The sequence below is a fragment of the Pseudomonas sp. BIOMIG1BAC genome (assembly GCF_001705995.2).
Lineage (GTDB): Bacteria > Pseudomonadota > Gammaproteobacteria > Pseudomonadales > Pseudomonadaceae > Aquipseudomonas > Aquipseudomonas sessilinigenes.
Map to the genome: position 1 here is coordinate 6,026,398 of NZ_CP049045.1, position 20,114 is coordinate 6,046,511.

Below are 20,114 nucleotides of genomic sequence, written 5' to 3' on the forward strand. Positions count from 1 at the left end.
TTTCTGTCACTCCAACTGAAGCTATCGTTCACGCCCCTGCCAGCTAAGCCCTGGCCACTCCATTCAAGACAAAGGAACCCCCATGCAAGGCGTGAAACGCAAACTGGTCTACGTCTCCCTGTTCGAAGTATTCGGCATGACCTTCTCGGCCCTGGGCCTGGCCTTGCTGTCCGGCACCTCGCCCACCAGCACCGGCCCACTGGCCGTGATCATCACCAGCATCGCCGTGACCTGGAACTTCATCTACACCAGCCTGTTCGAGCGCTGGGAAAGCCGCCAGGCCTCGCGCACCCGGACCGTCAAGCGGCGCATCGCCCATGCCGTGGGCTTCCAGCTGACACTGATCGTATTCCTCATCCCGCTGATCGCCTGGTGGATGAACATCAGCCTGGTACAGGCCTTTCTCCTGGACTTGGCATTGATCCTGTTCATTCCTTGCTACACCTTCGCCTTCAACTGGCTGTTCGACAAAGTCTTCGGCCTGCCGGCCTCGGCCTTGCCCGATCCCGCCTGAGGCTTGCAAACCGTATCGAAGGCCACATCACCGTCGTCGCCGCATCGCCACACTGATAGATTCCCATGGCCGTCCGAACCACGAACAAGGAAGCGTCATGGGAACCCCCTGCAGAATTCTCGGTAAAGCCTCGTCCATCAATGTCAGGAAAGTCTTGTGGACTTGTGAGGAGCTTGGCTTGCCCTATCAACAGGAAGACTGGGGCAGTGGCTTTCGCTCGACCCACACCCCCGAATTCCTGGCCCTCAACCCCAATGCCCAGGTGCCCGTGCTGATCGACGAAGCCGGCGTCCTGTGGGAATCCAACAGCATCTGTCGCTACCTGGCCAACCTGCACCCAGGCAGCGGCCTGTTGCCGATCGCTCCACGGGCCCGGGCCCTGGTGGAACAATGGATGGACTGGCAGGCCACGGAACTCAATCCTTCCTGGAACTACGCGTTCATGGGCCTGGTACGCCAGCACCCCGACTGCCAGGACAGCCGGCGCCTGGGCGCCAGCCTGCAGGCCTGGAATGCCAAGATGCAGATCCTCGAACAGCAGCTGGCACGTACACAGGCCTACGTTGCCGGTGACGATTTCAGCCTGGCGGATATCGTCCTCGGGCTCTCGGTCAATCGCTGGCAAATGACCCCCATGGAGCACCCGGACTTCCCCGCCGTGGGCGCCTACTACGAGCGCCTGAGCCAACGCCCGGGGTTCCTGTTGCACGGGCGCAACGGCACGCCATGACGCCACCGGCTTTGCCAGGAAGCGGCAAGAACTGTCCGCTTTCTGCCCCCGGCTCCCTACCGACAAAAGCAAATCATTGATTTAAAAGGACTTAAATATCGGCATGGAATTTGCTGTATCAATAACCTAGTTCCCTAACACAGGTTCCAGATCATGTTGGTCAACGCCCAGAACTCCGTTTCGGTGCAGCCCACTTCGCGCACCGATATGGACCCGACTACTGCCGCCGCCAGCGCTCTGTACAGCGGCATGCTGCAACAGGCCCAGAATTCCGTGACCGTGCCGGCCAGCCAGTCCAGCCAACAACAGCAGATCAACAGCGTGACTGACAACGTCAACGCAGCCTTCGCCAAGACTCGCGTCCTGCTGCAACAAGCCACGCCACCCGCCACCAGCGCGCCACAGGCCAACAATGCCACCCAGAGCGATGCCATGTCCGAATTCAAGGACTACATGAGCAAGACTCCGGAGCAACGCCTGCGCGACAGCATCCTTCAGGAAATGGGCCTCACCGAGGATGATCTGCAGAGCATGTCTCCCGAACGCCTGATGGCGATCAACCAGGAAATCTCCCAGCGTATGCAGGACAAGCTGAAACTGGCCAAGCAAGAGCAGCAGTCCAACGACAGCATGAAGCCGGTCGAAGAGAAATTCCTCGCCTCGCTGTAATCACGCGCAATGAAAAAGGGTTCCCTGCGGGAACCCTTTTTTGTGCCCGAGCGCCTACTGCAACTGCAAGGATGAGTTGAACTGGCTGATGGCATCCACCACATGGCGCGAGCCTTGCTGGATCTCCAGGATCACCTCCCCGGCTTCATTCGCCAACTCGACCCCGAGCCCGGTACGACTCAGGCTCGACTGCATGCTGCTGACCGCGCTCTTGGACAGGTCGTGGTTCTTGCGCACCACCTCGACGATCTCCACCGTCGCCTGGCTGGTACGGGCCGCCAAGCTACGCACCTCGTCCGCTACCACCGCAAAACCTCGCCCATGCTCGCCAGCCCGGGCAGCCTCGATGGCCGCATTGAGCGCCAGCAGGTTGGTCTGGTCGGCGATCCCGCGGATGGTCTGGACGATGGTGCCGATGATCTCCGATTGCTTGCTCACCGCATCGATACTGAGCGCCGCCGCATTCAGGTCATGGGAGATCTGCTGGATGATCTCCACAGTCTGCTGTACCACTTCCGAGCCCTTCTGGGCGCAGGCGTCGTTCTGCACCGACGTACTGTGGGCCGACTCGGCCGCCGATTGCAGCGTGGTCATCTGTTGGGTGATGTCACTGGCGAACTTGACCACTTTGTACAAGCGCCCCTTGGCGTCGAACAAGGGGTTATAGGAAGCCTCGAGGAATACGGTCTGGCCATATTTGTTTTCCCGCTCGAAACGGTGGGAATGGTATTCGCCGCGATTCAACGAAGCCCAGAACTGCTTGTACTCGGTCGACTCGGCTTCGGCTCGGTGGCAAAACATGCTGTGGTGCTGGCCGACGATTTCGTTGAGCGAATACTGCATGGTCTTGAGGAAGTTATCGTTGGCCGTGATGATCCGGCCGTCCGGACTGAACTCGATGATCGCCATGGAGCGCCCGATAGCATTGAGCAGGCTCTGGTTCTCATGCTCCAGATGAATGCGATCGGAGATATCCGAGGCCACCTTGATCACGCTGCGCACTTGGCGATTGGCATCGAACACCGGCATGTAGCTGGCTTCAAGCCATATTTCCTCGCCCTTCTTGTTCAACCGCACGAAGGTATCGCTGATCGGCTCCCCCCGGGCGAGATCGCGCCACAACTTGTTGTAGGCCTCGCTGCGATAGAACTCTTCCTCGCAAAAGATTCGATGATGCTTGCCACGTATTTCCTCGACCGAATACCCCATGACCAGGCAGAAATTCTCGTTGGCATCGAGCACGATACCGTCGGGGGAAAACTCGATCATCGCCATGGAGCGACTGATGGCCGCCAACTTGCCATTGGCTTCGTCCAGGGCGCAATTGAAGCGCTCGATTTCCAGCAGGTCAGCCTTGTGATGTAGGTTAAACATGGTTGTATCACCTTCAACGCTGTCTTTTGTTTGACGGAAGTTCCTAGTCTTTCAACTGATCCACCACAACGTTCATAAAGCATGGCAAGCGCCCTCCCATATACGAGAGGAAGTGTCAGGTGATAAGTGATGTTTAATCGGAGAGTCCGTGTTGCAACGCTCTTATCAAGCCATCCTTTACTTGATGACCCATGACCGGGTCGGACCTAACAAAGAAAGCAGACTCCATCTAATTTCAACGCTCCTGGCCCGCTGGTGCCTCTAGTTGCGCACTCTTGCGGCTATCGGTAACACCGGCACGGCTGCAAAAATAGTTGCAGCAACATCAACTACAAGAACATGAACATCGCAAAAGCAGACACTCCAATGCCAACAGATACGAATTTTCACGTTTGAGCATAGACAGCCAATGCCTCTATGCAAGGCCACTAGTCAGGCTGTTTTCACAACTTCCAGGGCACTGGAAGTCATTCGCGATAAGTAACAAATAAGACATAAACATTGCTTATCAGAAGATCCTGGTGCCGGGCGTCTAGAGTCGTTGCAGGTGCTGCCCGGCAGGGTATCTAACGCGCTTCGAGAGTAGCCAGGAACGCCTGTGCCATGGCGCCTGGCTCTTGCCCGGGGGCGGACACCAGCGCGAACTCTCGCTCCACCGTGGAACTCAAGGGCAGCACCCGCAAACCCTGGCGCTGCTCGGGCAAGGTGCTCAGGGGAACCAGGGTGACCCCCAGCCGTTCGCGCACCAGGCTGAAGGCACTGCTCCACTCGCGTACCTCGACCCGTATATCCGCCAGCGTCAATCCGGCAGCGGCAGCCAGGCTGCGGGCGTTCACCGAACAACCACCGGTGGCCAGGATGAAAGGCTGCTCCAGAAGGCTCGCCAGGTCGATGCTCGGCTCCGGCCAGGGATGATCCTCAGGCAATACCGCCACCCAGGAGTCGCGCCCCAACAGCCAGGAGCGACGTCCGGGATCAGGGTTGAGCACCACCCCAAGGTCCACCAGCTGCGCATCGAGCAAGGCATGCACCTCATCATCGCTGACTTCCAGTTGCACCACCTCGATTCCCGGATACAGCTGGTTGAAACGGCGCAACAGCGGTGGCAGGAAGGTCGCCAGGACCACGGGAAAACCCGCCAGGCGCAGGCTACCCTGGGGAATGCCCCGAGCCGCTTCCACCTCTCGGCGGATCTGTGCCAGGGCTCCGAGCATCACTCGCGCCTGCTCCAGGACCTGCAAGCCGATCGCGGTGGGCAGGGCCTGGCGATTGTCGCGAATGAACAACTGCACACCCAGCATGTCCTCCATCTGGGCCAGGGCCTGGCTGGCCCCGGACTGGGTCATGCCGACCTGTTCGGCGGCGCGGGTGATGGTGCCGCGTTCGGCGATCGCCACCAGCAGGCGCCAGTGCATCAGGTTCATCATGGCAGTAGCTATCCTTATGGCCGCTTTCTGAAAGATTAATTTTACCCATGCTACCAGCGTCCACGACACTGGCTCGCCCCTTACTAGAGACCTGTCGATGAAACTCTATTACGCCCCTCAAGCCTGCTCCATGGCCTCCCATATCATCCTGCGCGAACTGCAACTGCCCTTCGAAGCGATCCGTGTCGACAACCGCAGCAAGCGCACCGCCGACGGCCAGGACTTCCTCGGCATCAACCCCAAGGGTTATGTGGCCGCCTTGCAACTGGACAACGGCGAGGTGCTCACCGAGGGCCCGGCCATCCTGCAATACCTGGCTGACCTCAAGCCCGAGAGCGGCCTGGCTGCCCCCAATGGCACCTGGCAACGGGTGCGACTGCAGGAAACCCTGAACTTCATCACCACCGAGATCCACGGCCCCCTGGGCTACCTGTTCAACTCGGCCTTCGATGAACCGGCCCAAAAAGTGTTCCGCCAGAAGCTGGCCAAGCGCCTGGCACTGCTGGAGCAGACACTGGAACGCCAGGACTACCTGCAAGGCTCACAATTCGGGATTGCCGATGCCTACCTGTTCACGGTGCTGCGCTGGACCGCCCTGTTCGCCATCGAGCTGGCGAACTGGCCGGCCCTGGTGCGATTCCAGGCCCGGGTAGAACAGCGCCCGGCCGTGCGTGATGCACTGGCAGTGGAACTGGCCTGAGTCCTCCCCCTCTGCCGGACACGGCCCCCAGAATGGCCTGTGCTTGGCGGAGGGTTTCCTTATAATCCGCGCCTCTTGCCACCCCTTTGCGCGCCCATGCCCAACGTCCATATCAGCCTGCTTAGCGAAGCTTCACGCCCCTTGCTGAACAAGTTCTATCGCCAGCACCGGTCAACCATGCGTGCCTCCGGCGAGGGTCAACTGTGGGTGCTCAGGGATGAAGAGATCGTGGCGGGGATGAGCCTCACACCAGTGGAACAGGGGCATTGGCTGACGGGTTTGTTCGTCGCCCCACTCAGCCGGGGCCAGGGCCTGGCCAGGCGCCTGATCGAACAGGCGCTACAGGAGACGCCGGGGCCGGTCTGGCTATTCTGCCACCCGGACCTGGAAGCCTTTTATCAATGCCTGGGCTTCACTCGCGATCCCCGACTACCGCCGCCCCTGGCGGAGCGACTGGCCCGCTACCAACGCAGCAAACCCCTGCTGGCCATGGCCAGCAGGGATGGTCGGGCCTGAGCCTCGGCGTCAGTCGTCAGTCGTCAGTCGTCAGTCGTCAGTCGTCAGTCGTCAGCATTGGGATCGAGGTCGGGAAACAGCACCTCGGTGAAACCGAACTTGCGAAAATCACTGATGCGCGATGGATACAGCCGACCAATCAGGTGATCGCATTCATGCTGCACCACCCTGGCATGAAAGCCCGAAGCCACGCGCACTACAGGCTCGCCCTTGGGGTCGAAGCCTTCATAGCGAATATGCTGGTAGCGCGGCACCACGCCCCGCATGCCGGGGACCGAGAGGCAACCTTCCCACCCCTCTTCCTGAATCGGGCTCAAGGGGGTGATCAGCGGGTTGATCAGGATGGTCTGCGGCACCGCCTCGGCCTCGGGGTAACGCTCGCTGTGTTCGAAGCCGAAAATCACCAGTTGCAGGTCGACACCGATCTGCGGTGCAGCCAGGCCTACGCCGCCCACGCTCTCCATGGTCTGGAACATATCGTCGATCAGTTCCCACAGTTGTGGGCTATCGAACATCTCGGGCGGTACCGCAGGAGCGACGCGCAGCAGGCGCTCGTCACCCATCTTGAGGATTTCACGGATCATGTTCAGGCTTCGTCTGTGCTCGGCTGGAGCGAGTGGTCCCGACCCAGTCCCGAAATATGTTGTTTGTCGCCGGGGCCGCCAAAGTCCTTTTCACCAGGATCCTTGCCTTCAGCCGACATGTGCTCGATCACCGCATTCATCTCTGCCCCCAGCAGCAGCACTGCGGACGAGATATAGAAATACAGCAACAACACGATGATCGCGCCGATACTGCCATACATCGCGTTGTAGTTAGCGAAGGTTTTCACGTAGTAGGCAAACCCCAGGGAGGCGACGATCCACACCACCACCGCCAGCACCGAACCTGGGGTGATGAAGCGAAATTTCTGCTTCACATCGGGCATCACGTAGTACATCAGGGCCACGGCCACCATCATCAACAGCACGATCACCGGCCAACGCAGGATGGTCCACAAGGTGACGATGAAATCCTCCAGGCCCACCTGCCCTGCCAACCACGCCATCACCTGCGGGCCCAGCACCATCAATGCCGCGGCGGCCAGCAGCATGCCGGCGATGCCCACGGTGTAGAAAATCGACAGCGGGAAGCGCTTCCAGATCGGCCGCCCCTCCACCACGTCGTAGGCGGCATTCATGGCGCTCATCATCAGCCGCACACCCGCCGAGGCGGTCCAGAGGGCGATGACGATACCCACGGACAACAAGCCGCCCTTGGACTGCTGCAACTGGTCGATCACCGGATTGACCTGCTCCAGGGCCTCGTGAGGCAGCACCATCTCAGCCTGCATGCGCAGCCAGGAGAAAAAGTCCGGCAGGTGCAGGAAACCGATCAGGGCGATGAGAAACAGGATGAAGGGGAACAACGAGAACAGCATCTGGTAGGCCAGGGCCGAAGCGTAGGTGGACATCTCATCCGCGATGAACTCATTGACCGTACGAATCAATACGCGGTGCAGGGGCAGGCCTTTGAGGTCCGGAAAAATCATAGCGTCTCCTTTCGCCGCAAAAAGATTGAAGTCGCTGGCGACTCAGGGGGGCGTTTTCTACAACAAATTAGCCTAGTTGGCGAACCACAACCACGGCCATCGGCAGATTGCCAGGGCCCATGCATGACGACGGCCATCCGTGGATGGCCGTCGTGTCAACTACAGGGTACGCCTGCTCAGGCCTTGTCGATGGTCTTCTTCACTGCATCCTTGGCCTTGCCGAGTGCCTGCTGGGCTTCGCCCTTTTTTTCCTGCAACTTGCCTTCGGCCTGCAACTTGCTGTTGTCGGTGGCCTTGCCGATGCCTTGCTTGACGTTACCGATGGCTTCATTGGCCAAGCCCTTGGCCTTATCCGCTGCACTACCCATGGTATTTCTCCGGTGAGTTGTCGTTGGTCGAATCAGGAACAAAATGCCTCGTTGCCCAAGGTTGACTCGAAGCGCTCGCGCAGAGTTTCAATTATTTTTACCGGGCCTTTCATCGCCGACCCACGGTTGCACTTTATGTTTGCCAGGCAACCCGGGAGAATGCTCGCCCTGTTCAGGCCAGGCCCTGAAGATCCAATTTTCGTAGGAAGCTTATGAAACTCGATAAAAAGCAGGCTATCGCCCGTAGAAACCAGGAACTGGGCGGGGCGGTGCTGGACGTCAACAACTGCCAGTTCGCGGAGCTCAACCGCAACCGCAATATCTGGTGGTTCGACATCCTGCTGGCCCGCCTGGCCGTCGGCCAGCACGAATGGCTGCACCTGCTGCTGCATACCCCGAGTACCGACCAGTTGATCCACCTGAAGGTGCCCACCGCCTTCCTGCGCAAAAGGCGCGAGGGCCTGGTGGTGCGCAACGAAGGCAAGCGCAAGTCCGCCCTGAGCCTGGAGCTGAGCGCCGACAAGGACTCGTTCCTCAAGGATGTACGCCCGGCGGGTACTGGCGTGGGCTTCGCCCAGTTCCGCCAGTAACCTCTTGGCGCAGAAACAGAAAAGCCCCGCACTGGCGGGGCTTTTTCTGACTGCTGCGAGTTACTTCTTCACGCCGAGCTTCTTCAGCTCTTCATCGCGCAATTCGCGGCGCAGGATCTTGCCGACGTTGGTGGTTGGCAAGGCATCACGGAACTCCACGGCCTTGGGCACCTTGTAGCCGGTGACATTGGCCCGCATGTGGGTCATCACCTGCTCCTTGGTCAGGGTAGCCCCCGGCTTGACGACGATGAAGACCTTGATGGTCTCGCCGGACTTCTCGTCCGGCACACCGATCGCCGCGCATTGCAGGACGCCTGGCAGCGAAACGAGCACGTCCTCCAACTCGTTGGGGTACACGTTGAAACCCGAGACCAGGATCATGTCCTTCTTGCGGTCGACGATACGGATGTAGCCATTGGGTTGAATCAACGCAATGTCGCCCGTCTTGAGCCAGCCTTCGCTGTCCAGGACTTCATCGGTGGCGTCCTGGCGCTGCCAGTAGCCCTTCATCACCTGCGGGCCCTTCACGCACAGCTCGCCGACTTCACCCAGCGGCAACTCCTCACCGGCATCGTTGACCACCCGGCACAGGGTAGACGGTACCGGAATGCCGATGGTGCCGACCTGGATATTCTGGGCCGGGTTGACCGTGGCCACCGGGCTGGTCTCCGTCATGCCGTAGCCTTCGCAGATCGGGCAGTTGGTCACGGACTTCCAGCGCTCGGCGGCTGCCAGTTGCAGGGCCATGCCGCCGGAGAGGGTGACCTTCAACGCAGAGAAATCCAGCTTGCGGAACGCCTCGTTGTTGCACAGGGCAACGAACAGGGTGTTGAGGCCGACGAACCCGCTGAACTTCCACTTCGACAGTTCCTTGACCATCGCCGGCAAATCCCGCGGATTGCTGATCAGGATGTTGTGGTTGCCCATGAGCATGATGGCCATGCAATGGAAGGTGAAGGCATAGATGTGGTACAGCGGCAGAGGGGTGATGAGGATCTCGCAACCTTCGTTGAGGTCCGAGCCCATCAGTGCCTTGCACTGCAGCATGTTGGCCACCAGGTTGCGGTGGGTCAGCATCGCGCCCTTGGCGACACCGGTGGTACCACCGGTGTACTGCAATACCGCCACTTCGCCGTTGGCGGGGTTGGCTTCCTGGACCGGCTGGCCCTGGCCCATGCGCAGCGCATCATTGAACTTCACGGCCTGGGGCAGGTGGTAGGCCGGCACCATCTTCTTCACGTACTTGATGACGCTGTTGATCACCAGGCGCTTGAGCGGGGGAAGCAGGTCCGCCACCTCGGTGACGATCACATGCTTGACCCCGGTCTTGGGCACCACGGCTTCCGCCAGGTGGGCCATGTTGGCCAGGCAGACCAGCGCCTTGGCACCGGAGTCGTTGAATTGGTGCTCCATTTCCCGTGCGGTATACAGCGGGTTGGTGTTGACCACGATCAGGCCAGCACGGATCGCACCGAACACCGCGATCGGGTATTGCAGCAGGTTGGGAAGTTGCAGAGCGATTCGATCACCGGGCCGCAAATCGGTATGCTGTTGCAGATACGCGGCAAAAGCCCCGGACAGCTCGTACAGTTCACCGTAGGTGATTGTCTTGCCGAGGTTGCTAAAGGCCGGCTTATCGGCGAAACGTTGGCAGGACTGCTTCAATACCGCCTGAATATTCGGATACTCGTCTGGATTGATATCGGCAGCAATCCCAGCTGGGTACTTATCCTTCCAAAAGTCTTCGATCATGGAAGCCCACTCCTCAGCAACGCGAATTCATCACCGCATTCGATGCGATTTTTATTGGGTGTGTGTTTTTTATTGATGTCTTAATTTGTGGTGAGTCTGGCTTTTTTCTAGGCCGAGAAGTCACAAAGCGCGCCGAGAGTAGCAGCTTTGGAAAAGGCCGCCTAGAGCCAAAAAAGGCCTGAATAGTCACAGATATGACTCAAGACCATTTAATGGTCATTTTTAGAGTAAAAATTCTACAACCCTGAATTCCGCTCTGGTCCGCGGCTTTGCGCCCGACCAAAGCAGAGCGGGCAAGCCGTCGAACCGACCGGCTTGCCCGCGCAAGGTCGAGCGGACGGACCTCAGGCGATATCACGCAACTCGCGACGCAGGATCTTGCCCACTGGAGTCATCGGCAACGACTCGCGCAAGACGATGTGCTTGGGCACCTTGTAGCCGGTGAAGTTTTCCTTGCAGTAGGCCTTGAGTTCCTCAAGGCTGACCCCGGTTTCACGGGGTACCACGAACAGCTTCACGGCCTCGCCGGAACGTTCGTCCGGCACTCCGATTACCGCGCAGTTGGCCACCTTCGGGTGAGCCATCACCACATCCTCGATCTCGTTCGGATACACGTTGAAACCCGAGACGATGATCATGTCCTTCTTGCGATCGACGATACGCACGAAACCATCTGGATCGATGACGGCAATGTCGCCGGACTTGAACCAACCCTCGGCATCGAGCACCTCTGCCGTGGCCTCGGGTTTGTGCCAGTACCCCTTCATGATCTGCGGGCCCTTGATGCACAGTTCGCCACGCTCGCCCAGGGCCAGCTCCACGCCCTGGTCGTCGATAACCTTGACGAGGGTGCCAGGCACCGGCAAGCCGACGGTCCCCAGGCGTGAACTCTCGCCATAGGGGTTGGTGCAAGCCACCGGCGAAGTCTCGGTCAGGCCATAGCCCTCGGTGATCCGGCAACCCGTGATCTGCTGCCAGCGCTCGGCCGTGGCCTTGACCAGCGCCGTGCCACCGGAGTTGGTCAGCTTGAGGTTGGAGAAATCCAGGTGCTTGAACTCCGGATGCTCCATCAGCGCGACGAACAACGTGTTCAGCCCCAGCAATGCCGAGAAACGCCAGTTCTTCAGTTCCTTGATGAAGCCGCCGATGTCCCGCGGGTTGGTAATCAGCACATTGTGGTTGCCGGTGACCATCATGCACATGCAGTTCGCGGTGAAGGCATAGATATGGTACAGCGGCAGCGGCGCCACCATTACCTCCTGGCCCTCGCGCCACTGGGTGTGGCCGTCCGGCCCGTGCTGGCCGAGGCAGGCACGAACCTGCTGCATATTGGCCACCAGGTTGCCATGGGTCAGCATCGCGCCCTTGGCCAGGCCTGTAGTACCACCGGTGTACTGCAATACCGCCACATCATCGAGCCCCGCGGCCTGGGGCTTGAGGCTCTGGCCACGCCCCAGGCGCAAGGCGCTCTTGAAAGAGATGGCCTGGGGCAGGTGGTAGGCCGGCACCATCTTCTTCACCTTGTCCACTATGGTGTTGACCAGCCAGCCTTTGGCGGTGGGCATCAGGTCGCCCATCCTGGCCTCGATCAGGTACTGGATATCGGTGTCGCCCTGCACCTCCTGGACCTTCTGCCCGAACATGTTCAGGTAGACCAGGGCCCGGGCCCCGGAGTCCTTGAACTGGTGGCGCATCTCCCGCGCGGTGTACAGCGGATTGGTGTTGACCACGATCAACCCCGCACGCAGTGCACCGAACACGGCGATCGGGTATTGCAGGACATTGGGCATCTGCACCGCGATGCGATCCCCAGGAGCCAGGTCGGTCTGGCTCTGCAGGTAGCCGGCGAAAGCCGCGCTGTAGCGTTCCAGCTCGGCGTACGTCAGCGTCACCCCCATGTTGCTGAAGGCCGGGCGATCGGCAAATTTCTTGCAGGAACGCTCAAACACCTCGATCACCGACTTGTAGGCCCCCAGGTCGATCTCGTTGGGGACTCCGGCAGGGCGCTTATCATTCCAGAAATCAGGTTGCATTATTCTTGTCCTCTTATTTGCCTGAACGGTCCTGGCCACCTCTGTAACGCTGTCAGCGGCGGGGCTCCTGGGACGTTAGCAGCTATGGCGATTCAGGCAAATATGCGCGAGTGTGTCATTAATTGTGTGAATCTTGCGTCCAACAGGCCTGCGAATCAGACGCACGTCCGGCGATGCGCTATAAAGTGCAGCGTCTTCGAGCAAAGGAATAGCCATGACCCACGACATGTTCTGGTTGACCACGAGTGATCATCAGCGCCTCTTCGTCAACCAATGGCTGCCAGAGAGCCCGCTAAAGGCTGTGATCCTGCTGTCCCATGGCATGGCCGAGCACAGCGGCCGCTATGCACGCCTGGCCCAGGCCATGTGTTCTGCGGGCTATGGCGTCTATGCACCGGACCAGCGCGGCCATGGCCAGAGTGCCGGACACGGGGTCCTCGGCCACTACGCCGACCATGGCGGCTGGAACAAGGTGGTCGGCGACCTGGCCAGCCTCAACCAGCATATCGGCCAGCAGCATCCCGCCACGCCCATCGTGCTGCTGGGACACAGCATGGGCAGCTACATCGCCCAGGCCTACCTGCTGCACCACAGCGCCAGCCTGTACGGGGCGATTCTCAGCGGCTCCAACTTCCAACCCGTGGCCCTATACCGTGCCGCTAGCCTGATCGCTCGCTTCGAACGCTGGCGCCAGGGCGGCCAAGGACGCAGTGCATTGATCGAGTGGTTGTCCTTCGGCTCCTTCAACAAGGCCTTCAAGCCCAATCGCACCGCCTTCGACTGGCTCAGCCGCGATCCGGCGGAGGTCGACAAGTACGTCAACGACCCGCTGTGCGGATATCGTTGCACCAACCAGCTATGGATCGACCTGCTGGGCGGCCTGCAACAGATCAGCAAGATCACCAACCTGGCGCAGATCGACCCGGGCCTGCCATTGCTGGTAATGGGCGGCGAATGTGATCCGGTGAGCGATGGCAAGCGTCTCAAGGATCTGGCCGGTGCTCTGCGCGAGGCCGGCAGCCAGTGCCTGCAGCTCAACATCTACCCGCAGGCGCGCCATGAGCTGTTCAACGAGAGCAATCGCGACCAAGTAACCCAGGACGTACTGGCCTGGCTGGAGCAGGCATTGCAGCACCGCCGCCCAGCACGCTCTGAATAGGGCTGCGCCAGTACGCTCATTTATCTGTCAGAGGATTTCCGCAAGATGACCCAGGTGACCAACACACCTTACGAAGCCCTGGAGGTCGGCCAGACCGCCCAGTACAGCAAGACTGTCGAGGAGCGTGATATCCAGTTGTTCGCCGCCATGTCCGGCGATCACAACCCGGTACACCTGGACCCCGAGTTCGCCGCTGCGACCATGTTCAAGGAACGCATCGCCCACGGCATGTTCAGCGGCGCCCTGATCAGCGCCGCAGTCGCCTGCGAGCTGCCTGGCCCGGGCACCATCTACCTCGGCCAGCAAATGAGCTTCCAGAAGCCGGTGAAGATCGGCGACACCCTGACCGTGCACCTGGAAATCCTGGAAAAACTGCCCAAGTTTCGCGTACGCATCGCCACCCGCGTGCTCAACCAGCGCGATGAGCTGGTGGTCGACGGCGAAGCCGAGATCCTTGCCCCGCGCAAACAGCAGACCGTGACCCTGCCCACCCTGCCGGCCATCACCATCGGCTGAGGCCTGGGCAAGCCCCTACTTGCCACTCCCCTCTTCGACCTGGACGCTGGCGGTCATGCCGGCGCTCAGGTTGACACCCTCGGGCACCTTGTCGAGCTTGATCCGCACTGGAATCCGCTGGGCCAGGCGTACCCAGTTGAATGTCGGCTCCACCTCGGCCAGCAGTTGCCCGTCAGGCGTGGCGTTGCGGTCAGTGATCCCTCGGCTGATGCTTTCGACATGCCCCTGCAAGGCCTCCCCGGCACTCATCAGCCAGACCTTGACCGGGTCACCAACCTTGATCCGCGGCAATTTGGTTTCCTCGAAGTAGGCCTGTACATAGAACGTCGAGTCGTCGATCAGCGCCATCACCGACTGCCCGGCATTGACGTAATTACCCTCGGCCAGGCGCAAGTTGGTGATGTGCCCGTCACGGGGTGCATGCACCTGGCTGCGCGCCAGGTTCAATTCAGCGACCTTGGCTTCGGCCTGGGCCTGGCGCAGCTCGCCACGGGCGATGCCGGCATTGATCTGGGCATTTTCCCGCAGCTCGGCACTGATGGCCTGGGGCCCCAGGGCAGCACGACGACTGGCCTCATGCTCACGCAAGCTCAATTGCTGCTGGCGGGTCTGCACCACCGCCTGGGCTTTTTCCAGGGCCGCCTCGAAGCGATCGCGGTCGATGCTCAGCAACAGCTGCCCGGCCTTCACCGACTGGTTGTCCGCCACCTTGAGTTCACGGACCCAGCCGGATACGTCCGGAGCCACGATCACCACGTCAGCGCGAATTCGGGCATCGCGAGTCCAGGGGGTAAGCATGTAGTACTGCCACAGGTGATAACCGGCGAAGACCGCCAGCGCCACCAGGCACAAGGTAAACACGACACGTACGGGTGTACGCATGATCAACTCCTTATAAAGGCCCGAGAACGAGCGTCACCACCGTCAACACACAGACGTACAGGGCACAATCGAACAAAGCCTCGTGCCAGATCCAGCGCCCCAGCCCGGTGGCTCGCACCAGGAGGCGCAACCCGCCGGTAATCAGCAGCGCCAATAGCACATAGATCAGGAACGGGCTGAGCAACACCCCACCCAATGCCCACTCACGCAGCCCCATGACTGTCCTCCTGCTGCCGGCACCAACTGCGCCAGCTGTTTTGCAATTGCCACACTGCGCCCTTGGCCAGCTTCAGCGCATCGCTGGAAGGGTACTGCTCCAGGGCCTGGAGCAAGGCTGCACCCGGCGCGACCAGGGCATCCTGGCGACTGCCCGCAGGTCCTTGCTGCAGGACCTTCTGCAATTGCTCGAAGTAATCGCGTTGCGCCTTGCTCGCCGGTACCTGGGCCACCGCAAGGCTCAAGCGCAGGTGCATCAACTCATCGCCGATATCCAACCCCAGCAGGCCATCGTCCCAACGGCTGCGGGCCGGCTCCGGCAGCTCCGGATAATGTCGCGCCAATTGCAACAGCCGATCGGCCATGCGCCCACCGAACCAGCTTTCGGCGCCCCGCAGATTGCGCCGAGTCAGGCGCACCAGATCGCTCAGGGTCGCCGCCAGCAAACGTCGACCGTGCCAGGCTGGATCACGCAGGATCAGAAGGTGGAAGGCCAACACGGCAGCGCCCACTCCCAACACCATGGCCTGGGCACTGTTGAAGAAATTGGCCACATCGAAGCTCATCCGGTTCATCGGCGAGATCAGCACAATGAAATGCAGGCAGAACGACGTCGCGGTCGCGCCGATCTGCGGCTTGGCCATGCCCAGGGCACCAAGGAACAATGGCACGCCCATGGCCATTGCCAGCATCGGGAAGCCACTCCACTGAGGCAGCAGGATCTGCCCGACCACAAAGGCCGAAGGGACCGCCAAAAAGATCCCGCGCATGAAGCTCATGCCGATCTGCGCGCCGTTCTCCCGACTGGCGAACAGGCCACACACTACGCAGGTCAGCAACATCGCCCCGGAAGCGGCGGGCCAGGCCGTGGCCAGCCAGAAGCTGGCCACGGCCAGGAACGCCAGGGCACTGCGTGCGCCGAATACCAGGGCCAGAGAGAGATCACGATGGGGGCTCAGGTTCGCCGGTTGCTCCAGCGGTGCCCGCCCCTGCTGCACCGCATCCAGGGCCAGGCTCGCGGCCAGGGCGGTGTCCAGCAACAAGGCAAAACGTGCCAGGCAGAAACTCTGTGCCGGGCTGATCCGCTCATCGTGGGAAGCGTCCAGCAAGCGTCTTCGCAATGCCTGCAGGGCGGCCATGTCCGCAATTGCCAGGGCTTGCTGTACTTCCTCCATCCAGGGCTGCAACTGCCGGGCTTGCTCCACGTCCAGTTGTTTCCACTGGCGCCGCACCGAGCGGGAGATACGCAGCAGCATCAGCAACTTCTGGCTCAGGCCACTGATGGCCCGGGCCCGCAGGCGTCCGGAAGGCCCTTCGAACCAGGCATGTTCACGCTGGGAATCCACGGCAACGATCCGCCCGAGGATCTCCAGCAAGCCCTTGCGATCCAGGGCCTCGCCGGCCAGCGTGGCACGGGCTGCCTGCATGCCGCTTTGCCAGGCAGCACGGGCCTGGTCGGCCAATTGGCGTTCGACACGCATGGGCCAGATCAAGGCGCTGCTGGCGGTTGCACAAATGATCCCCAGGGAAATCTCCGTACAGCGCGCCACGGCCTGATCGAAGATACTCAGTGGATGGCTGATGGCCGGCAGGGCAATGATCGCCACGGTGTAGCCCGCCAGCACGAAAGAATAGGACCAGGCACTGCGCAGCAAGGTCGAACTGGCAGTGCACAGCCCCAGCCACAAGGCGAGTACCAACAGGAACAACCAGGGCGTCTGGGCGAACAGCGCCATGAACAACACCGACATGATAGTTCCGATCAAGGTCCCCAGCAGCCGCGCCAGGCCCTTCTGCAGGACCATCCCGGACAGCGGCTGGGCAACGATGAACGCCGTCATCAAGGCCCACGACGGTTGCTCCAGCCCCCAGCGCAAGGCCAGCCACAGGGCCACACCTCCCCCCAACAGGGTCTTGATCGCGAACTGCAATGCGCGAAGGTCGGGAGCAAGCAAGGCCTGCAAGGTGATGGGCACGGGCAAGGACTCTCAGGGTATTGATTGAACGATAGTCGGGAACGGATGAGGTGGGCGCGAGCTAATTATTAGCAAGCTAACTAAATGCCGTCCAGCATTAAATTCCAGGCATAAAAAACGCCAGACTGGCTGGCGTTTTTGACAGGTTTTTAGCCTTAGTGACGAGCACGGGCCTGATTGCGCAGGGCCTTGACCTGATCATGGTTGCGTTGCGCGCCATGGTACTGGCGCTCCACGACATCGCGGATTCCCACCAGGTTGTGCTTGCCGATTTTCTCCAGGGCATCCTTGTAGGCCTTGAGCGCATGATCTTCACCACGCTCGGCCTCATTGAGCACCGCCTCCTCGTCCTTGCCTGTGACCAGGGATTTAAGATCGACCCACCGCCGATGCAGATCGCCGCTGACACTGGTGGAGGTCTCGGGATCGCCGCCCATCGAACGTACCACCGACTGCAGTTCCGCCGCTGCGCTGGCACAGTCGGTGGAGCGCTTGATGAACAGGGCCTTGAGCTCGGGATGCTTGATGTCCTCGGCGCAGGTCTTGAAGCCCTCCTGGCCATCCTTGCTGGTCTCGATCAGGCTGTTGAGTACCGAAATCGCTTCTTTGTTCAAGTCAGTCATTTTCAGGTTCCTTGCAGGTTACGAGAATGGGATCGACCGTCGCCGACCTTCCTGTCGTTTACCATTGCAGTGCCCATGCCAGACTTTTCGATAAAATATTTATCTTTAAATTCAATAGGTTAACCATAGTCAGCAAATCTGTATCCGCGTTATTTGCATGATCTGTCATTTGGCCTGCATGCAGAATGCCTGTATTTTCCAAGGCTCTCGAATCACACCACGGTGGCCGCCATGAATCCTGAAACACTAGAACTTCTGGTCACCCGGGAAATGCCCTTCGGCAAGTACAAGGGCCGCATCCTGGCCGACCTGCCCGGCCCCTATCTCAACTGGTTCGCCCGCGAAGGCTTCCCCAAGGGCGAACTCGGTGGCCTGCTGGCCCTGATGCAGGAAATCGACCACAACGGCCTGTCCGACCTGCTCGATCCGCTGCGCGCCAAGCACGGCAAGCCCAAGCCCCGCCATTGACCGCTACCCCTTCCCTGAACCTCCATCACCGATAAAGAGCCCAGCATGCCAAGGACTGTCACCACGCTGGCCCGCGACGAAGAGCATTGGCGGGGCATTGCCCGGCAATTCGACCTCGAGTCCGGACCGATCAACCTCGAGAACGGCTATTTCGGACGCATGACCCGTACAGTGGCCGAGGACTACCAACGCAATATCCTGTGGGTCAACAGCAGCAATTCGGTGCATGTGCGCCAGCGCTTCGAGCAGGTCGAAGCGCTGCAGATCCGCCACCAGCTGGCACAACTGCTAGAGGTCCCGGATAACGCCGTGGCCTTGACCCGCTGTGCCTCCGACGCCCTGCAATCGCTGATCCGCAACTACAATCGCCTGCAACCCGGAGACCAGGTGCTGCTCAGCGACCTGGAGTACGACACAGTGAAAAGCGCCATGCGCTGGCTGGCCCGCCACCGCGGCGTGGAAGTGATAGAGATCCAGCACCAGCACCCTGCCAGTTTTGACAGTCTTGTGGCGACTTACAAGGATGCATTCGAGCGCTATCCGCGCCTCAAGTTGATGCCCCTGACCCACGTCACCCACCGCAGCGGCCTGGTGATGCCGGTCCAGGCCATCGCAGCCCTGGCCAAGGAATACCAGGTCGATATCATCCTCGACGGTGCCCACGCCCTGGGCCAGATCGATTTCGACCTGCAGCAGCTGGGTATCGCCTTCGCCGGTTTCAACCTGCACAAGTGGATCGGTGCGCCATTGAGCCTGGGCTTTCTCTACATCGATCCCGAGCGCCTGGACGCGATCGACCCCGACATGGACGAGTTCCACTTTCCAGTGGACGACATCCGCGCCCGCACGCCCTACAGCACGCCCAACATCCCGGCCTTGATGACCTTGCCGCGGGTGTTCGAAGAACACCGGGCCATGGGCGGCGCGGCAGCCAAGGGCGCGCGCCTGAATTACCTACGCGAAACCTGGACCGAAGCCGTGCGCCAGTTGCCGGGCATCGAGGTGATGACACCGGCAGACCCGCGCCTGTGCTGTGCCATCAGCGCCCTGCGCTTCACTCGCCACCAGGATCAGCAAGCCCTGGTGGACCGGCTACTGCACGACTACGACCTGTTCACGGTGATCCGCAAGGGCGCAGGCTTTGGCCCCTGTATCCGCATCACCCCGGGTCTGGTGACGCCGCTGGAACATATCCAGCGCCTGGTCGTCGCCCTTGAGGAGCTGGCCACCAGCTGAAGCCCTCCGGAGCCGCTGCCCCAGGGCCTTCATCAGCCCTTTGTGCCAGCGGTTCCGGGGAGTTCAGGGCGGCACTTTTTTCCGGGCAAAAAAAAGGTGCGCCGACCAAGCGCACCATAAAGCCGTAGAACACACCAACGAATAGGATTGGATTCAGTCCAGCAGGGCCAGGGCCTGTGCCGTGCACTCCTGGATACGGGCCCAGTCGCCGTCCTTGATCCACTGCGGATCGAGCATCCAGCTACCGCCCACGCACATCACGTTCTTCAACGCCATGTAGCTCTTGATATTGGCCGGTCCGACTCCGCCGGTAGGGCAGAACTTGACCTCGCCGAACGGACCGCCCAGGGCCTTGATCGCCGCCACGCCACCGCTGACCTCAGCGGGGAACAGCTTGAAGCGGCGATAACCCAGGGCATACCCCTCCATGATCCCGGAGGCGTTGCTGATTCCCGGCAACAGCGGGATTGGGCTGGCGACGCTGGCTTGCAGCAGCTCGCGGGTGATGCCCGGGGTGACGATGAACTGCGAGCCCGCCGCCTCAGCCGCCGCCAGCATCTGCGGGTCGAGCACGGTGCCGGCGCCGGTCACCAGTTCCGGGCGCTGCTCGCGCAGGATCTGGATGGCCTTGAGGCCGAACTGCGAACGCAGGGTGACTTCCAGGGCCGTCAGGCCACCTGCGGCCAGGGCATCGGCCAGAGGCAGCACGTCCTGCTCACGGGCGATGGTGATCACCGGCAGGATCCGCGCCTTGGCGCAGAGGCTGTCGAGCAGGGCTACTTTGTCCGCCATGGAAACGGTCGGAGGGAGGTTTGTCATCGCGGCTGATCCTTG

General features: G+C 60.8%; 22 protein-coding genes and 1 pseudogene. 10 read left to right on the plus strand and 13 right to left on the minus strand.

Annotation, left to right across the window (positions count from 1 at the left end):
- Window positions 1-82 precede the first annotated feature (82 nt).
- From ATY02_RS27850 to ATY02_RS27860, 3 genes are all read left to right on the plus strand, one after another.
- Window positions 83-514 carry a PACE efflux transporter gene (locus tag ATY02_RS27850; RefSeq protein WP_068579293.1) on the plus strand — a complete coding sequence of 144 codons (432 nt, stop codon included), beginning with the start codon at window positions 83-85 and terminating at the stop codon, window positions 512-514.
- Between the two features lie 97 nt (window positions 515-611).
- Window positions 612-1,244 (plus strand): glutathione S-transferase family protein, encoded by a 633-nt coding sequence (locus tag ATY02_RS27855; protein WP_068579290.1) that lies wholly within the window; start codon window positions 612-614, stop codon window positions 1,242-1,244.
- 153 nt (window positions 1,245-1,397) lie between these two features.
- Window positions 1,398-1,913, plus strand: a complete 516-nt coding sequence (locus ATY02_RS27860; protein ID WP_068579286.1) for a hypothetical protein — start codon at window positions 1,398-1,400, stop codon at window positions 1,911-1,913.
- Window positions 1,914-1,967: 54 nt separating this feature from the next.
- Here ATY02_RS27860 and ATY02_RS36710 read toward each other — a convergent pair whose 3' ends face one another.
- The 3 genes and pseudogenes from ATY02_RS36710 to ATY02_RS27870 form a co-directional block, all read right to left on the minus strand.
- The gene (locus ATY02_RS36710) at window positions 1,968-2,507 is read right to left on the minus strand and encodes a methyl-accepting chemotaxis protein (RefSeq protein ID WP_225926590.1); all 540 of its coding nucleotides are present in this window, start codon (window positions 2,505-2,507) and stop codon (window positions 1,968-1,970) included.
- A 6-nt stretch (window positions 2,508-2,513) separates the two neighbouring features.
- Window positions 2,514-3,287 (minus strand): annotated as a pseudogene (locus tag ATY02_RS36715) (PAS domain-containing protein); the annotation flags it as partial.
- A gap of 566 nt (window positions 3,288-3,853) precedes the next feature.
- Complete coding sequence (locus ATY02_RS27870) at window positions 3,854-4,714, minus strand: LysR family transcriptional regulator (protein WP_068579280.1); 861 nt, start codon at window positions 4,712-4,714, stop codon at window positions 3,854-3,856.
- Between the two features lie 97 nt (window positions 4,715-4,811).
- On the opposite strand from ATY02_RS27870, the gene gstA reads away from it, so the two are divergent.
- Window positions 4,812-5,414, plus strand: coding sequence for a glutathione transferase GstA (gene gstA, locus ATY02_RS27875; protein WP_068579277.1), 603 nt, complete (start codon window positions 4,812-4,814; stop codon window positions 5,412-5,414).
- Between the two features lie 96 nt (window positions 5,415-5,510).
- Window positions 5,511-5,930, plus strand: a complete 420-nt coding sequence (locus ATY02_RS27880) for a GNAT family N-acetyltransferase (RefSeq protein ID WP_068579273.1) — start codon at window positions 5,511-5,513, stop codon at window positions 5,928-5,930.
- Window positions 5,931-5,974: 44 nt separating this feature from the next.
- Here the strand turns inward: ATY02_RS27880 and def are convergent, their stop codons facing one another.
- The 3 genes from def to ATY02_RS27895 all read right to left on the minus strand — a co-directional run bounded on the left by def (window position 5,975) and on the right by ATY02_RS27895 (window position 7,829).
- Window positions 5,975-6,514 carry a peptide deformylase gene (gene def / locus ATY02_RS27885; RefSeq protein WP_068579270.1) on the minus strand — a complete coding sequence of 180 codons (540 nt, stop codon included), beginning with the start codon at window positions 6,512-6,514 and terminating at the stop codon, window positions 5,975-5,977.
- 2 nt (window positions 6,515-6,516) lie between these two features.
- The gene (locus ATY02_RS27890; protein ID WP_068579267.1) at window positions 6,517-7,461 is read right to left on the minus strand and encodes a YihY/virulence factor BrkB family protein; all 945 of its coding nucleotides are present in this window, start codon (window positions 7,459-7,461) and stop codon (window positions 6,517-6,519) included.
- Between the two features lie 176 nt (window positions 7,462-7,637).
- A complete protein-coding gene (locus ATY02_RS27895) occupies window positions 7,638-7,829 on the minus strand; it encodes a CsbD family protein (protein ID WP_068579264.1) in 192 nt (63 codons plus the stop codon).
- Between the two features lie 212 nt (window positions 7,830-8,041).
- On the opposite strand from ATY02_RS27895, the gene ATY02_RS27900 reads away from it, so the two are divergent.
- Window positions 8,042-8,419 (plus strand): hypothetical protein, encoded by a 378-nt coding sequence (locus tag ATY02_RS27900; protein WP_068579262.1) that lies wholly within the window; start codon window positions 8,042-8,044, stop codon window positions 8,417-8,419.
- A 60-nt stretch (window positions 8,420-8,479) separates the two neighbouring features.
- On the opposite strand, the gene fadD1 is transcribed toward ATY02_RS27900, so the two are convergent.
- Window positions 8,480-10,171 carry a long-chain-fatty-acid--CoA ligase FadD1 gene (fadD1, locus tag ATY02_RS27905; RefSeq protein ID WP_068579258.1) on the minus strand — a complete coding sequence of 564 codons (1,692 nt, stop codon included), beginning with the start codon at window positions 10,169-10,171 and terminating at the stop codon, window positions 8,480-8,482.
- Window positions 10,172-10,515: 344 nt separating this feature from the next.
- Window positions 10,516-12,204, minus strand: coding sequence for a long-chain-fatty-acid--CoA ligase FadD2 (fadD2, locus tag ATY02_RS27910; protein ID WP_068579255.1), 1,689 nt, complete (start codon window positions 12,202-12,204; stop codon window positions 10,516-10,518).
- A 214-nt stretch (window positions 12,205-12,418) separates the two neighbouring features.
- Between fadD2 and ATY02_RS27915 the strand changes: the two genes are divergently transcribed.
- Together ATY02_RS27915 and ATY02_RS27920 are read left to right on the plus strand one after the other, a co-directional pair.
- Window positions 12,419-13,363, plus strand: coding sequence for an alpha/beta hydrolase (locus tag ATY02_RS27915; RefSeq protein ID WP_068579252.1), 945 nt, complete (start codon window positions 12,419-12,421; stop codon window positions 13,361-13,363).
- 45 nt (window positions 13,364-13,408) lie between these two features.
- Window positions 13,409-13,879: a MaoC family dehydratase gene (locus ATY02_RS27920; RefSeq protein WP_068579250.1), complete on the plus strand. Its 471-nt coding sequence runs from the start codon at window positions 13,409-13,411 to the stop codon at window positions 13,877-13,879.
- Window positions 13,880-13,894: 15 nt separating this feature from the next.
- Here the strand turns inward: ATY02_RS27920 and ATY02_RS27925 are convergent, their stop codons facing one another.
- The 4 genes from ATY02_RS27925 to ATY02_RS27940 form a co-directional block, all read right to left on the minus strand.
- On the minus strand, window positions 13,895-14,761 hold the full coding sequence (locus ATY02_RS27925; RefSeq protein ID WP_068579249.1) for an HlyD family secretion protein: 867 nt from the start codon (window positions 14,759-14,761) through the stop codon (window positions 13,895-13,897).
- A gap of 10 nt (window positions 14,762-14,771) precedes the next feature.
- Complete coding sequence (locus tag ATY02_RS27930; RefSeq protein WP_068579245.1) at window positions 14,772-14,978, minus strand: DUF1656 domain-containing protein; 207 nt, start codon at window positions 14,976-14,978, stop codon at window positions 14,772-14,774.
- The gene (locus ATY02_RS27935; RefSeq protein WP_068579371.1) at window positions 14,965-16,953 is read right to left on the minus strand and encodes an FUSC family protein; all 1,989 of its coding nucleotides are present in this window, start codon (window positions 16,951-16,953) and stop codon (window positions 14,965-14,967) included. Before ATY02_RS27935 ends, ATY02_RS27930 begins: the two co-directional genes overlap by 14 nt.
- Before the next feature lie 155 nt (window positions 16,954-17,108).
- Window positions 17,109-17,576 carry a ferritin-like domain-containing protein gene (locus ATY02_RS27940; protein ID WP_068579241.1) on the minus strand — a complete coding sequence of 156 codons (468 nt, stop codon included), beginning with the start codon at window positions 17,574-17,576 and terminating at the stop codon, window positions 17,109-17,111.
- 231 nt (window positions 17,577-17,807) lie between these two features.
- On the opposite strand from ATY02_RS27940, the gene ATY02_RS27945 reads away from it, so the two are divergent.
- Entirely contained in the window at window positions 17,808-18,044 is a 237-nt protein-coding gene (locus ATY02_RS27945) for a DUF3820 family protein (RefSeq protein WP_068579239.1), read from the plus strand.
- A 45-nt stretch (window positions 18,045-18,089) separates the two neighbouring features.
- Window positions 18,090-19,280 carry an aminotransferase class V-fold PLP-dependent enzyme gene (locus tag ATY02_RS27950; protein ID WP_068579236.1) on the plus strand — a complete coding sequence of 397 codons (1,191 nt, stop codon included), beginning with the start codon at window positions 18,090-18,092 and terminating at the stop codon, window positions 19,278-19,280.
- 153 nt (window positions 19,281-19,433) lie between these two features.
- Here the strand turns inward: ATY02_RS27950 and ATY02_RS27955 are convergent, their stop codons facing one another.
- A complete protein-coding gene (locus ATY02_RS27955; protein ID WP_022640431.1) occupies window positions 19,434-20,099 on the minus strand; it encodes a bifunctional 4-hydroxy-2-oxoglutarate aldolase/2-dehydro-3-deoxy-phosphogluconate aldolase in 666 nt (221 codons plus the stop codon).
- Window positions 20,100-20,114: the final 15 nt, after the last annotated feature.